This window comes from Clostridium sp. CTA-1 (assembly GCF_054768215.1).
In genome coordinates this window covers 38,064-53,345 of sequence record NZ_BAAAAP010000004.1, presented here as the reverse complement: position 1 = coordinate 53,345, position 15,282 = coordinate 38,064, and the positions used below count along the sequence as shown (strand labels likewise).

General features: G+C 29.4%; 13 protein-coding genes, 1 other RNA gene and 1 other annotated feature. Of the genes, 2 read left to right on the top strand and 12 right to left on the bottom strand.

All coding sequences use genetic code 11. From position 1 onward, the window contains the following. Positions 1–131: 131 nt before the first annotated feature. The 9 genes from ACYUEW_RS04215 to ACYUEW_RS04175 all read right to left on the bottom strand — a co-directional run bounded on the left by ACYUEW_RS04215 (position 132) and on the right by ACYUEW_RS04175 (position 9,770). Positions 132–1,040, bottom strand: a complete 909-nt coding sequence (locus ACYUEW_RS04215) for a sensor histidine kinase (protein WP_460276275.1) — start codon at positions 1,038–1,040, stop codon at positions 132–134. A 40-nt stretch (positions 1,041–1,080) separates the two neighbouring features. After that, on the bottom strand, positions 1,081–1,851 hold the full coding sequence (locus ACYUEW_RS04210) for an ABC transporter permease (RefSeq protein WP_460276274.1): 771 nt from the start codon (positions 1,849–1,851) through the stop codon (positions 1,081–1,083). 45 nt (positions 1,852–1,896) lie between these two features. Further along, on the bottom strand, positions 1,897–2,667 hold the full coding sequence (locus tag ACYUEW_RS04205; protein WP_460276273.1) for an ABC transporter permease: 771 nt from the start codon (positions 2,665–2,667) through the stop codon (positions 1,897–1,899). Beyond that, entirely contained in the window at positions 2,660–3,580 is a 921-nt protein-coding gene (locus ACYUEW_RS04200; protein ID WP_216472840.1) for an ABC transporter ATP-binding protein, read from the bottom strand. Before ACYUEW_RS04200 ends, ACYUEW_RS04205 begins: the two co-directional genes overlap by 8 nt. Positions 3,581–3,708: 128 nt before the next feature. Beyond that, on the bottom strand, positions 3,709–4,410 hold the full coding sequence (locus ACYUEW_RS04195) for a response regulator transcription factor (RefSeq protein ID WP_003487700.1): 702 nt from the start codon (positions 4,408–4,410) through the stop codon (positions 3,709–3,711). A gap of 306 nt (positions 4,411–4,716) precedes the next feature. Beyond that, positions 4,717–6,336 carry a vanadium-dependent haloperoxidase gene (locus ACYUEW_RS04190; RefSeq protein WP_460276272.1) on the bottom strand — a complete coding sequence of 540 codons (1,620 nt, stop codon included), beginning with the start codon at positions 6,334–6,336 and terminating at the stop codon, positions 4,717–4,719. 359 nt (positions 6,337–6,695) lie between these two features. Then, positions 6,696–7,547, bottom strand: coding sequence for a flagellin N-terminal helical domain-containing protein (locus ACYUEW_RS04185; protein ID WP_460276271.1), 852 nt, complete (start codon positions 7,545–7,547; stop codon positions 6,696–6,698). A 394-nt stretch (positions 7,548–7,941) separates the two neighbouring features. Then, the gene (locus ACYUEW_RS04180; protein WP_460276270.1) at positions 7,942–8,694 is read right to left on the bottom strand and encodes an EFR1 family ferrodoxin; all 753 of its coding nucleotides are present in this window, start codon (positions 8,692–8,694) and stop codon (positions 7,942–7,944) included. 344 nt (positions 8,695–9,038) lie between these two features. Beyond that, positions 9,039–9,770 carry a helix-turn-helix transcriptional regulator gene (locus ACYUEW_RS04175; RefSeq protein ID WP_460276268.1) on the bottom strand — a complete coding sequence of 244 codons (732 nt, stop codon included), beginning with the start codon at positions 9,768–9,770 and terminating at the stop codon, positions 9,039–9,041. 408 nt (positions 9,771–10,178) lie between these two features. Between ACYUEW_RS04175 and ACYUEW_RS04170 the strand changes: the two genes are divergently transcribed. Then, positions 10,179–10,589 (top strand): LAGLIDADG family homing endonuclease, encoded by a 411-nt coding sequence (locus ACYUEW_RS04170; RefSeq protein WP_460276267.1) that lies wholly within the window; start codon positions 10,179–10,181, stop codon positions 10,587–10,589. A gap of 336 nt (positions 10,590–10,925) precedes the next feature. On the opposite strand, the gene ssrA is transcribed toward ACYUEW_RS04170, so the two are convergent. Then, positions 10,926–11,258, bottom strand: a transfer-messenger RNA (tmRNA) gene (gene ssrA / locus ACYUEW_RS04165). 382 nt (positions 11,259–11,640) lie between these two features. Beyond that, positions 11,641–11,891, top strand: a binding site (T-box leader). Positions 11,892–12,034: 143 nt separating this feature from the next. Between ssrA and ACYUEW_RS04160 the strand changes: the two genes are divergently transcribed. Then, positions 12,035–13,198 carry a cation:dicarboxylate symporter family transporter gene (locus ACYUEW_RS04160; RefSeq protein ID WP_061325413.1) on the top strand — a complete coding sequence of 388 codons (1,164 nt, stop codon included), beginning with the start codon at positions 12,035–12,037 and terminating at the stop codon, positions 13,196–13,198. Between the two features lie 284 nt (positions 13,199–13,482). Here the strand turns inward: ACYUEW_RS04160 and smpB are convergent, their stop codons facing one another. Together smpB and surE are read right to left on the bottom strand one after the other, a co-directional pair. Next, a complete protein-coding gene (gene smpB / locus ACYUEW_RS04155; protein WP_460276266.1) occupies positions 13,483–13,953 on the bottom strand; it encodes an SsrA-binding protein SmpB in 471 nt (156 codons plus the stop codon). 191 nt (positions 13,954–14,144) lie between these two features. Next, entirely contained in the window at positions 14,145–14,903 is a 759-nt protein-coding gene (gene surE, locus ACYUEW_RS04150) for a 5'/3'-nucleotidase SurE (RefSeq protein ID WP_257411468.1), read from the bottom strand. Between the last annotated feature and the right edge of the window lie 379 nt (positions 14,904–15,282).

The window sequence follows — 15,282 nt, the reverse complement described above, 5'->3', positions numbered from 1 at the left end:
AAATTTGGAAGTGTGCTTGCATTCATTATAGTTGAACTCCTATTTTCAACAATATACAATAGAAAAAACATAACTGCCCGTAAGCAACTATTTAAGCTACTCACAGGCAGTCGTGGATATATAAAACAATATTATTTTATATATTTCCATTCGCATATTATAGAAACCCTATTTTGTTCAAACTTTGAGGTTATGATTCCGTCCATCTTTTCCATTAAGCTTTTTGCAATAGAAAGGCCAAGTCCTGTTCCTTGTCCTTTTCTTACCTTATCTGCCATATAAAATCTATCAAACATATGTAATACATCTTTTTCATCAATGCTTGTACATATATTGGAGATTTTTAAAATAACTTTATCATTATATTCTTTTAAATTTATTTCAATGTCTTTTTCTGCATATTTTAATGTATTAGAAAGTAAATTATCTATTATTCTCTCTAAGCTATCCTTATCGCTCATTATAAAAATTGATTTATCCAAAATATTTATCTTTGGTTCAAGTCCTTTATTCTGAAATGCTTCATAAAATGATAAAATTTCATCACGTACTACATTAGTTAAATTTACTTTTCTCATATCTAATTCATAATCTTCATTTTCTATTGAAGCTAACTCAAAAAAATCATTTATTAGTACATTTAATTTATTAGTTTTATTTTTAAGTATATCCAGCGCTTCTTTTTTATCTATTTCATCATTTTGAAGTAACTTTAAATACCCTATTATTGAAGTTAACGGAGTTCTTAAATCATGAGACATATTAGCTATTCCTTGTTTTAATGTGTTTTCAAATATTATCTTTTCTTGTTCATTTCTTTTATAGAGTTCTAAGTACTCATTAACCTCACAGGCAAGTTCTTCTATATCTTTATCTGCTATTTCAGTATTAATCTTTTTATTTGTTTTTCTCTCTTTAAACTCTCTAATCTGATTAGTAATATCCCGTATTTGCCTTTTATATGAAAATAATTTAATACACATCACTACTGAAAATATAATTATAAAAATTATAAATAAAATAATAGCTAATAAATACATCTCAATTCTCCTAATTTATATAATAAATTTTTTATCTTAATTACTTAATATCTTCATGCTTTACATATAATAAACTTCCTCCCATTGTTATTATAAAGGTTATAATTGATGAAATTATTCCAATTATTATATGTGATTTTGGTGCAAATTTGACCATTGCTCTTTCACCAATAATAAAAGGACATACATATGTAATTATAGCTGAAATATGTGATGAATTAAGCTTTACTACTGAAAAAGTTAATGCTGAAAAAGATAAAATAAATAAAATCGGTGAAACAATTGTACACAAATTATTCTTTGTTATTATGGCAATCATGGCAACTATAGATATTGTTGCGACATTATACATTATTCCAATAATAATTACTCTAATTAAATATAGTATAGCGCTATAATTCAAAGCTTCACCAAATCCATAATTGATTGAAACATATGTAACTAAAATTGTTGTATAAATTAATTCTAGAAATAAAGAAGATGTTATAAATACTATTAACTTGCTTAATATAACTTTACTTCTCTTATATCCATAAATAAAACTTTTACTCATATTATTTTTTAAATCTTTAGCAATAAATTCTGCTGCAAATAATGCAAATATAAAACTTGTACCTGGGATCCATTCGAATGCATCTCTTATTGAATGCATTCCATTTGGAATTTCAGAACTTATTTTTATTAAACTTTTGGCATTTACATCAAAAGAATTGATTAAAAAAGATGAAGCTCCTAATGCTAAAAAGATCATTCCAATAAAATACTTACTTTTTCTTATTTTATAAAATTCTCCTCTAATTAAATTGCCCATTTATCTTCTCCTCCAAATAACATAATCAAATAAATTTTTATCTTTCTACTTAATATCTTCATGTTTTACATATAAAATACTTATCAGAATTGTTATTATAAAGGTTACAATTGATGAAATTATTGCAATTATGATAGCTGATTTTGGTGCAAATCTGATTGTTGCTGATTTACCTATAATAAAAGGATATATATATGTAATTATAGCTGGAATGCGTGATGAATTAAGCTCTACCATTGAAAAAGGTATTAAAAAAAATGGCAGTATAAATAAAATTGGTGAAATAATTGTACATAAACTATTCTTTGTTATTATAGCAATCATTGTAACTATAGATATTGTTGCAACACTATACATTATTCCAATACCAATCAGCCTAATTAAATATAATATAGCGTTATAATTTAAAGTTTCACAAAATCCATAATTAATTGAAGCATATATGCATATAATTGTTGTATATATTAATATTAAAAATAAAAGAGATATTATAAAGACTATCAATTTACTTAGTATAACTTTGCTTCTCTTATATCCATAGATGAAACTTTTGCTCATATTGTTTTTTAAATCTTTAGCAATAAATTCTCCGGCAAACAAAGAAAATATAAAATTTGAACCTACGATAGTTTCAAATGCATATTTTATTGAGTATATTCCATTTACAGTTTCAGAATGTGTTTTAACTAAGTCTTCTGCATCTGCATCGAAACAATTAATCAAATAAAGTCCAAATAATAATGTTAAAAGAATTATCCCAATAAAATACTTACTTTTTCTTAATTTATAAAATTCTCCTCTAATTAAATTACTCATTTTTTTCCCCTCCAACTAACTTAGTAAAATAATCTTCTAGGGATTCACCCATTTTCATTATTTCTTTAGCCCCTATATTATGTTTAGCCAGAGCCAGAGTAATTTTTTCTCCATCAAATTCGTCATATATTCTTATAATGTTATCTGGGAAAATTTCATAATCTTTTATTCCAAGTTCATTTTCTAGAATAATTGAAACATCTGAAGAATCACTTATTTTGAGATGAAGATACATTCTACATTTATTAGAAAGTTCACTTGCGGTTACCTCTTCAATTAATTTTCCATCATTTATAAAACCATATCTATTTGAAATTTGAGTAAGCTCGGATAATATATGACTTGATATTAAAATAGTAGTTCCTCTTTCTTTATTTAATTTAAGTAGGATTTCCCTTACTTCTTTTATTCCAATTGGATCTAATCCATTTATAGGTTCATCTAAAATTAAAAATTCTGGATCACTTAATAAAGCCATAGCAATTCCTAATCGCTGTTTCATTCCTAATGAGAAATTTTTAGTTTTCTTTTTTCCTACATTATTAAGTCCTACTAAATCTAAAACTTCATCAATACATTTAGTTCCTGGAATTCCTCTTTGAATTTTTATAAGTTCAAGATTTTCTTTTGCAGTCATATTTAGATACAACTCTGGCGATTCTATTAACGTACCAATTCTTCTTCTTTCTTTTATAACTTCCTTCTCTTCACTATGACCAAATAATTCAACTTGTCCTTCATTAGGTATAACAAGCCCTGTAAGTACTCTAATCATAGTTGTTTTACCAGCACCATTTTTTCCTACAAATCCATATATATCACCGTTTTTAACTTTAATTGATACGTTATCTAACACCCTTCGCTTTTTATATATTTTTGTGATGTTACTAGTTCTAATTGCATATTCATTCATTTCAGACTTTACCTCCTCTTATAAACCATGCTTTTATAATAAACAATATTTTATAAGAAAACTTTGCTAAAGCCTTTCAAAAGTATTAAATCTTTTAATAGGTATTTTTTATGCTAAATTTCAATTAACTATTTCCTTAATCTATACCCCATTGCCCAAACTGTTTCTATGTAATCTTCACCATTATTGTTAGCTCTAGATAGCTTATTTCTTAATCTACTTACATGTACATTTACAGTATTATCCTCACCTAAAAATTCTTCTCCCCATATACTTTCAAAAATATTAGCTTTACTATACACCTTATTAGGATTAGTTAATAATAACTCCAATACTGCAAATTCTCTTGCTGTTAATGTAACTACGACTTGTCCAACTTTCACTTCCTTACTTTCTGTATTTAAAGTAATCTCTTTATAACTCAAAATGTTACTTCTATTTTCCTCATCTGTAGAAAATTCTAAATATCTTCTCAAATTAGAATTAACTCTTGCAACCACTTCATCTGGATCAAAAGGCTTACAAATAAAATCATCGGCTCCCTTTTCTAATAATTCTAGCTTAGTCTTTTTAGATGTTTTTGCACTCACAATAATGATTGGAGCTTTTGTGATTTTTCTTATTTTTAATATGACTTCTTCTCCACTAAGACCTGGAATCATCAAATCTAGTAAAATCATATCCCACTTTTCATTTTCTACACACATTAAAGCTTCTGTCCCTGAAAAAGCCGCTCTAGATTTATACCCTTTATTTTCAAAAATGCTACAAAGTAATTTATTAATATCATTGTCATCTTCAACTACTAAAATCTCAGCTCTTTTATCCATAATTTCTCCCTTTCTAAATCTATATAAAGTTATTTTTTATTTTATAATTTCTATATGTATATTTTACCATAACTTATTTCTAGAAAACCTATCTAACTTGTTGCGTACTATTATAGTCTATGTAGCATACGAAGGGGGGCTCGTAGCAGCTTTAAACATCTTTGCAGAGGAAACCTTTTTTTGAAACTGCAAAAAAATATGCTTGAAACTGATTTAAAATTCACTTTCAAGCATACCTCTTATTTAATCATAAATTTATCCGTTGACTACCCGCTCTAATACTTCCATATTTTACAGATATATTTTTTAAATTATTACCTTTGTACCATCAAATTTTGTAAAGGAAAAACCATGAAATTCCTCGTTATAGGTATTTCTATAATCCTGAAGTAATCCTATTGCTACAGCTTCTCCGAGTTTCATACCTTCTAGACAGTCTGAACGCCAGTGAACACCTGCAAAATCTCGTCCAAGAGCAATATTGGCAGCAAGCTTATTTAATTCTCCCCCTACTTTTAGATCACCCTCAAGATATGGTTCTAACTTAAGCCCGTCGGCACTAGCTACTACTGGATTAGGAATAATATAATCCTCATTGAAAAACGCTTTTAGAATAGTTACCCCCGCTCCAATGTGAGTTGCATGACCAGCAGGATATGCCGGATGAGTTGGGCATCCTTCAGTGTAGGCCATAGGTAGAAGATAGGTTCCATATTTTTTGAATACTATCTCTAATACCTTTGAATCTAATAATTCTGGATTAATAGGGTGCTTTGCGTCGCCTGTCTTAAGATTTTGTACGCATCCCCCAAACTCTTCGGGCCTTAATCTTCGATGCACCAAAAACTTTTGGAACCAGGCTGCTTCAAGGGCCATCCTGGATACACGAGTCATAAAATCTAAAACGTGTGCCGTACCAAAGGTAGCAAATCCCTCCTGGGTTTTTGAAAATAAATAGGGATTACTCAAAGATAGAGCTTCCTGCCCAAATTCTAGTAATATCGAACAAGCCGTTAGTGCCGCCTGAATGCTATTGTCTTTATGGACATATTGGCCAAGGTCTCTACCATTACTAATATATCGAGGTACTGGGTCAAGTTTTAATATTGAAGATGGCGCCTGTCCATTCTGTATATTAAGCCATTCATTATATGAAGTCATATAATCGATTTTTTCTACAGGTACAATATATTTCTGTGTTATAGTTTTTGCCCCAAAGGGAATATCCTTTAGGAGGAACTGTGAAACATATGGTCCTTCCAAAGTGTCAGGTATATTACTACGGAAGAGTGTTTCTGTGGTGACTTTACATTTGCACTTAGGACCGTCAAAAACCGAAAACTTTGATAAATCTTCAGCTGCAGCCTTAGTTTCAGGGCTGGTATCATAATCTACAAAAGGGACATCACGAGTTAAAGCCATCCAATAGTCTTCAGCCATTTCACTTGCTTCTATGGCACTGGAAAAACTCGGAGCCGGTGCTATAGTAAGATGATGAGAATCAGGTCCCACCATCTCATAAGCATAGGCAGCCTGAGGGTCAACAAACTTTCTAGTTCCTCCTAGTGGTATTAATTCAAATTTTTCTGGATTTCCAGTTATTAATGTGCTTATCCAAATGTTATAGGCCTCTAAATTTACCTCTCCTAACAAATTATGAGGTAACGCCTTTGTATAATTTCCAATCTTATTTCCATATAAAATCTCATCGTCATTACATCTTTGACCCTCAAGAATCAAATTCTTCTGAAATAAAGCAGACTGAATTCGCTTTTCAAAAGCCTCAATGCGCCTCTGTTCAGGTGTCAAAGGCCCAATCTCGCACTGATCTATTATTGTATTATATTTAGGGCATACGGGCTTAGTAATACAAACTTTATCTTCGCCTTCATTCTTTTTTCTATTTTTATCTTGCTTTTCTTCCACCTTAATCACTCCTACTATTTAATTAGAACTTTATTATATTCAAATTTAAATATACTATCTAAATCAATTCTTCAGTGTATTATATGTACCGAGTGATTAAATTTCTATTCTTAATCTCAAATATTATATAATTTAATTACTATAGTTTTAATTAATACGTTACTAAAAAAAATCCACGACATTTCTGTCGTGGATTTTTTGGTAGAGGCGAAGCATGCTCTTAACCCCTATTATTGTAAACAAACATTTAATTGCTGTTCAATCAAAATATTTACAACCTCTCTCTACACTAAATATATTTAATACGTATTTCTATAGATTGGTGCTTAACATAATTTTTTATTTTTAAAATTCATATTTTAGTTGTTCAAGGACTTCAACAATTGAATTGTACTTTCCTGTTGCTTGAGAACTTGCGAAAATATTGCTTGGGCTACTTGCTGGAGAATGCTATATTTGGTATAATTCATCATTTCCTTTGCCATGTCCGCATCCCTAATTCTTGATTCTGCTTCTGTCAAATTAATTATTGTATTTTCTAAATAATTAATCCTATGCTCTAACACATTTGATGATGCTCCTAGACTTGACCTAAAAGATGAAGTTTTATTTATAGCATCATCAAAGACTTTTATAGCTGCTGACGCTTTTTCTGGAGTAGAAACATCCACCCCATAATTATCCTTATCCCCTTTTATACCTAAGGCTGCAGAATTCATGTTTCGAAATTTCACTCCAAAAGATTGACCTTCATTAGCACCAATTTGAAGCTTTACTTCTCCTTGATCTACTGCATTAGCATTTAAAACCTTGATGGTGTTAAATTCCGTACCCTTTGCAATATTATCAATTCCTTTTGTCAACTCGTTAATTTCATCTTGAATATTCTTTAAATCTTCCGGAGAATTTGTACCATTAGCCGCTTGTACTGCTAATTCTCTCATTCTTTGAAGCATAGATTGAATTTCACTAACTCCGCCTTCTGCAACTTGTATCATAGAAATACCATCTTGAGCATTCCTTGATGCCATTTCTAAACCTCTTATCTGTGCCCTCATCTTTTCTGATATTGCAAGTCCTGCTGGATCATCAGCTGCCCTATTGATCCTCATGCCCGAAGCAAGCCTTTCCATGGCTTTTCCAGCTAAAGAACCATTTATCATAATATTTCTATATGCAATCATAGCATTAACATTATGATTAATTATCATAACAATATCCCCTCTCATGATATTACACACTACATATTCACATATGGTAACTATTTTTATTATATCATAATGTTTACATTCATCCCATAATACACATAAAAATCTAAAAAAAGAATACTCTACAATCCTTATTAACTAAATTTAAAAATTACTGTATTTTCTCTAATTTAGCATTACCATAAAAAACATAACCACCTATAAGCAGCTACTTAATCCATTTACAGGCAGTCGTGGATATGTATGATGAAGATGATGCACAGCCTTTAAAATCCACTATTTATCCCCTATATACTTCTTATATAATATTTTAATTAATAAACTATATACCTAAATAAAATATAAATATAATCTAAGCTACTACTCTTAATTATCCAGACTATATTGTGCTCATTACCTACAATTTCACATTAGGGTTTAAATATTGCTTTCTTTTTCCCGTCACGCCTTTATAATCAATTGCTTTCTTTGGACAACTTTGAATACATGACGCACATAATTCACAATTATGATTCCAGTTTGGTTTACCATTAACCATTGTAATATTATTTACCGAACATCTTTCTGCACACAAACCACATCCAATACAATTGCTATCTGCTGTATAATATTGATCTGCTTCATGAAATTCATTGATATGTTTATAAAAGTAATTACACCACACACGGTCTATAATAGCATGACTTTTCTCAATTTTGCATTCTTTTTTTATTTTTACACAGTCAAAAATATGGATGATTTTCTTTGCTTCTTTTGCAAATAGCTTCTCCTGAACCTTTTTGCTCTTTGCGCCATAACCAAAAATATAGTTGCCAGGCATATTAATTAAGAACCCTGCTGACAATTTCAATCCATTCTCTTCTAAGATATATTCACACTGATCAAGTGCTTTACCTGGAAGCCCTCCATAATTTGCAATAGCATAGATATATGTATCATCTGAAACACATAGTTTTCGTAAAAAATCACAGATAATTAGTGGTAGTCCCCAATTATAAACAGGAAAAACAATTCCAAGTGTTCTTCCATCTATTTTTTCTCCCGAATATTCTGCGATCTTATGAATTGTACATTCATCCAATTTTGCACTTAAATCATTGGCAATCTGCAAACTGTTCCCAGTTCCCGTAAAATAATATATCTTATTCATGTTATACCTCCAAATAATTCTTTATTACTTTCTCACTAATCAGAATGAATCTAATTCCATCACTTACAACATCCATTTTAGTATCTTGAAAGTTCATTTACTTAAATTATTGTTCACTTTTATTCCTTAACTTCTATAGGTTTAATTCGGTTAATGATAGTATTATGACAAAGTTTTAAGTTTCCTAAATTACAATGTGCTTCAACATGGTCCTGTTCTGCAAAATAAAGCATAGAAAAATTTAATTTATAAAAACCAACCTGAAACTAAACCATATTAAAAGTACCTCCATTTCTTATATTTATTCTAAAAGAAATGGAGGTATAATTACTTTCAATTAGTTGCTATTCTTTTATTGTTTTATATACATCTCTTAAAGATATGCCAAACATTCGTTTACAAGTTGATGCACAATGGGATGAGCTATTAAACCCTGCTAACATGCATGCTTCAGTAATATTCCTACCTTCACAAAAGTATTTATGAGTCTTACGGAGCTTTTCAAATGCAAGATAACTGTGTAATGTTATACCTGTCTGTTCCCTAAATAAATGTGATAACCGGCTCTTAGATAAATATATCTGCTTGGTTAAATCGTCAACAATTGAATGTTCAATTGTCTTTAATCCACTAATGTAAGATAAAATTTTTTCTATTCTTTCTTCATATCTTTGATTATCTGAATTATTAACTCCACACTGCTGTAGTAATATTGCATCAAGTGTTTCCTTATCATTCCGATGATTTACATATTCCTTTATCATTCTATCAACAACATCATCATTTAAAACCCTATAAGGATTTTCATCAAGATATTTTTTCTTTATTGATGCAGTATATCTGCTTATTTCAGTGAATAAAAATACAATTGAACCTTCTTTAGCTATTGTTCCTGTATGTATTACATTTGAATCAATACAAATTCCACGACACTTTACATTTTTATTTTCAATCTGCCATTCCATTTCCCCACCTAAAGAAATAATGATGTGAGAAGCAAGATGTTTGTGCTTTTCTGGATTTTTATAATTAGCTAATATCATCATAGGATCACTAAATTTAAAAATCTCTGACATTTCCTTATCCCCCTGTTTGAAAAATATTGATGCGTTTATTGCGTAGCATTAGCAAGATATATATAAATATTTTGCCTCTCATTTTAAGACTTCGTACTTATAATTATATCAATTTTACTTCAAATTAAAATAACCCACGAAAATCCAAATCTTAGATCTTCGTGGGTTTCACTGGTGAAAGCCAGGTTTACCTTACCGCCATATCTTCATCCAACTTTAGTAAAAATTTTACTTACTTATGGTACGATTCACAATAAATAATTCTAAATTTTACTCTTAAAGTTCACACCTCTACCTCAGTTTTTCACTTATTATTTAACAATTTCTAGATATGGTTTATTAACATAAAGAATTCATAAATACACATCTATTTGCAAATACTAAAATAAAAATATTAAAGGTGATATCATGACTAATGAACAAAAAGCTTATATTGCTGGAATTATAGATGGTGAAGGCAGTATTATGCTTTTAAAATTCCATGGCAATCAGTTTCCTTCTCCATGTATAAGCATAAGTTCAACTACTATAGAATTATTGGAATGGATAAAATCTGTAACTAAAATTGGAACAATAAAAAGAAAGAAAAATTATAATCCTGAAAAACATACAGATTCTTTTACTTATACAATAAGATATAATGATGCCATAAATCTTTTAATTGAAATTGAGCCTTATTTAGTTATTAAAAATAAAAAAGTTAGAGCTAGATTAATAATTGAAAAATACAAATCTGTTACTCCTCAAAACGGAAAATATTCTAATGAAATGCTTAAGGCTAAAGAGGAATTTTATAAAGAATTTATAAACATAAAATAGGTAAAACCCACCACAAATCTGTGATGGGTTTCTTATTGGTGGAGGCGAGGGGACATGCTATTCCATTATCTCTAATGGCATTGACTATATCTCGAACTTAAATCTAATACGCTTTAAGTTCCTTGGCGTGTTATAGAAGCATATTATAGTTTGAAACTTCTATCCTAGTATTTCTTACTTAAGAAAATTTCATTTCTTAAGGTTAGAAACCTATGAGTCGATACACGGCTGTTGGGTTTCCCCACATACCACTCGGTATTGCCGACGTCTTTACGTTTCGGTTTCACCGATAAAGCCAAGTTTTCACTTATGAATCACTTCATAAGGCGACTCTTTTGAATCGAACCCCTGTCCGAAAGCAGCAACCCCTGAGCATCTCCGAGTGCAGTTTATCCTTTTACATTCCCTCCTCTAAGCGCCGATAAACAGGCTCTTAGATTTAGTAGCTTCATTAATTCCGTTCCTTACTCAAAGCTTTGTAAGGCTCGGTTCCCCACTGTCGACGCCAGACCCTAAGTCGTGGGACTCTTAGGCTGACGAGCTGCAACTATTAGGCAGCTAATGCAAAATTATCGTTTGCAATTATATTTAAGTTCCCAGTTTTTTAACGCAGGTACAGGATCCCTTCGACTCGCTTCCCAGGAGCAACTTGCCCCCGTCGAAACCATTGCGCCCCCATGTTATAAAATTTATATGGGTTTTTGCAACGATATTTAAATATTAAGTTTTTTAGTATCTATAGTTTACAATATGAAAATGTAATTGTCAAATACTCTTATCAGTAAAAATTGTAAATACTTTCAAAGTGAAATTATGGAATACTCCTTTTACATATTAGTGTAACTATTTTTTAATAATATTACTCTGTAAAAGATATTCACAAATCGCTTCCGTAAACATATGATATAGTAATATTCTTTAAATTTCAATATATATTTTTTAACACTTTTAATAAAAAATTCTGAGTTTTTTTATTAAATTTATATTGACATATAGCTTTGTATTATTTATAATCTATTTAAAAATATTATTCAAATAGGAATACTAAGTATTAAAAGCTATGAATAGAGAAAGTACGTTAATAGAAACTTTCAGAGAGAAGTCTCCCCTGGCTGAAAGAGACTTTAAGTGAAAATTATCAGAAGTGCCTCTAGGAGCTCTTTTTCGAATTAAGTAGATTTTAGCGTGGACGCCCGTTATAGCGTTAAGGTATGTTTGTACCTGATATTTTTGAGTTATATGCATGTTTTTTATTTGCATATAAACAGAGTGGAACCGCGGAATATAACTTCTGCCTCTGTATTAGAGGTAGGAGTTTTTTTATTTCTCAAAATTTAAATAATAAGCAAATTTATCATTAAAGCTAAGATTTAATATTTATTTAGAAATTAAAATATTTTTCCATTTAAAATATTACGACTATATTATACAAGGGGGATTATAAAATGAAAAAACTTTTTAATAATTTAATTTTTAAACTCATCTTAGGAGTTATTATAGGTATATTAATTGGATCCTATGCTTCTAAACCTACAATAGGTGTAGTAATTACCATAAAATATGTTTTAGGACAGATTATTTTCTTTGCTGTACCTTTAATAATATTAGGTTTTATAACACCATCTATAGCAAAATTAAAACAAAATGCTAGTAAATTTGTAGGTATAACAGTCCTTATAGCATACATTTCTTCTGTGGCAGCAGCATTTTTGTCTATGATGGCCGGTTATGTCTTGATCCCTAAGCTTTCCATAGCTTCTAATCCAGAAGGATTAAAAAAATTACCTGAGTTAGTGTTTAAATTAGATATACCGCCTATAATGAGCGTTATGAGTGCTTTAGCTTTGGCTTTATTACTAGGATTGGCTACTGGATGGACTAATTCTGATCTAATTGAAAAGATACTGGATCAATTCCAGAATATAATTCTAAGCATAGTAAATAAAGTTATTATTCCTATATTGCCATTTTTTATAGCAACAAATTTTGCTGCTTTAGCATATGAAGGTAGTCTAAGTACACAATTACCAATATTCTTAAAGGTTATAATTATAGTTTTAATAGGTCATTTTATTTGGCTTACTGTACTTTATTTAGTTGGAGGAGCTATTTCAAAGGAAAATCCATGGGAAGTATTAAAGCACTATGGACCTGCTTACCTTACAGCAGTTGGAACTATGTCTAGTGCAGCTACTTTACCTGTAGCTTTAAAATCTGCTAAAAAATCAAAGGTTCTTAGAGAAGATATCGTGGATTTTGCTATACCACTATGCTCTAACATCCACTTATGTGGTTCTGTTTTAACAGAAGTATTCTTTGTAATGACAGTTTCTCAAATTCTATATGGAAAATTACCTACTTTCTCAACTATGCTATTATTTATATTATTATTAGGTATATTCGCAATTGGAGCTCCTGGAGTTCCTGGAGGAACAGTAATGGCATCTCTAGGATTAATAATTAGTGTTTTAGCATTTAATGAAGCTGGAACCGCTTTAATTTTAACTATATTTGCCCTTCAAGATAGCTTTGGAACTGCATGTAATGTAACTGGAGACGGGGCCATAGCACTAATGCTTACAGGTATTGCTAAGAAAAAGAATTTATAAACTAAAATATATTTAATTTTAATACCGCTACGATAAAAAATACATTTCATAAACTGATTCATTTTGCTAAGAAGTTCTAAATATGGTTCCATTAAAAATTTTCTCCCGGTCAAGAAGCCTTCCTTGGCTTCACTCCCGACTCCTCACGTCCTGTGAGAAATTACAAAAATTTTTAATTTCACCATATTAAGAGCTACTAAAGCTTATTCATATGTTTATGAAATGTATTTTTTTATCTTCGCTATATTAAAATTAAATATATTTTAAGGATCCCTAATTTATTTCTAATATCTACTTCTTTCCTTAATTTGTCTGTCCATTTCTCTCTTTGCTGCCTTTTCTAGCATTGCATCTCTCTTATCGTAATTTTTCTTACCCTTAGCTACAGCTAAACTAATTTTTACTCTGCCATGTTTAAGATACAATGATAAAGGAATTAGGGTATACCCCTGTTGGGTTGTAAAGCCTACTAATTTATATATTTCACTCTTATGAAGTAACAATTTTCTATCTCTTAGTGGATCTTTATTATATATGTTCCCTTGTTCATAGGGACTTATATGCATGTTTCTAACAAAAACTTCTCCATTTCTAATCTCAGCATAACTATCTTTTAGGTTTGCTTTTCCTTGTCTTATAGATTTAACCTCTGTCCCTACTAATTCTATACCAGCTTCATAGGTTTCTTCTATAAAATAATCATGCCTTGCTTTTCTATTTTCTGCAAGAGTATTGCTTCCCTTCTTTTTACTCATGAAATCACCGCCTAACGGAATAACTTTTTTAGTTATAATAATACATAGTATATCATCTATGTATATTCATTTCAAACATAACTATTATAAATCATTTGAGTTTTTTATTTTAAATATATTTTATTTTGAAATAGAACATATTAATTCTATAAAAAATATCAATTGTGTTTTCATAGTTACTGATTTATAATTTATCCTAAGAATAACTCTTCTGTCTCTTCTAATATATTAAAGTTAGTTAAATCATAATGTAGAGGTGTTAAGGTTACATATTTATTTCTTATATAATATACATCTGTGCCCTCATAAATATCCTTATTTATATCCCCCTCTAATTTTAATACTTTATTACCCTCTTCATCTATTTCTTCTGAGAATCTAGTATTAAAAATTTTGTTACCTACTTTGCATACCTTTATACCTTTTATTTCCTCTTCACTGCAAAAAGGAATATTTAAATTTAATACTACATCATTTTTTAAGTCCTCTTTTTTAACTCTACTTAAAATTTCTAATGTGTATTTAGCAGCTATTTCATAATGTTCTTTTTTATTTTTTATAAATTCAGCAGATACAGCAATAGATGGTACCTTATACATGGATCCTTCTATAGCGGCAGAAACCGTTCCTGAGTATAATATATCATTACCTATATTAAGACCTTTATTGATTCCAGATATAACTATATCTATATTATCTGGGACTAATTTATCTAAAGCTACTTTTACACAATCTGCTGGAGTACCACTTATACTGTATGCCTCTATATTATAAGGCTTTTTCACCTGTTTTACTATTATGGGCTCATATATAGTTATAGAATGACTTGATGCACTTCTTTGATTTTCAGGTGCTACCATGGTAACATTATGATGTTTACTTAATAGCTTAGCTAATGTATTTATTCCTTCTGCATCTATTCCATCATCGTTAGTCAATAATATATTCATATTTTGCCTCCATTTTATAAATTTCTATTTTTATATTTGAAATTATCTACTTATAATATTAGTATATTTTTATTAATTTTACCATTGAACATGTTCTCTGTCTAATTTAATATGATATAATTTTTTAAATAATTTAGTAATAAATTTTTATTATAGAGTTGTCCATAAAATACAATTTTTTAAAGTTAAACTTAGTTTACATAGATTTTTACTGTATATAACCTTTAATCAACCAATTGGTCTTTTATACAATTATCTACCTTGAAATGAAATAATATAAGATAAAAATGTTATATTAGATTGTATGTATAAATATAATATATATTTTTTAAAACTTATAAAGAAACTCAGTATTAATTTTAAACTGAGTTTCTCTTAA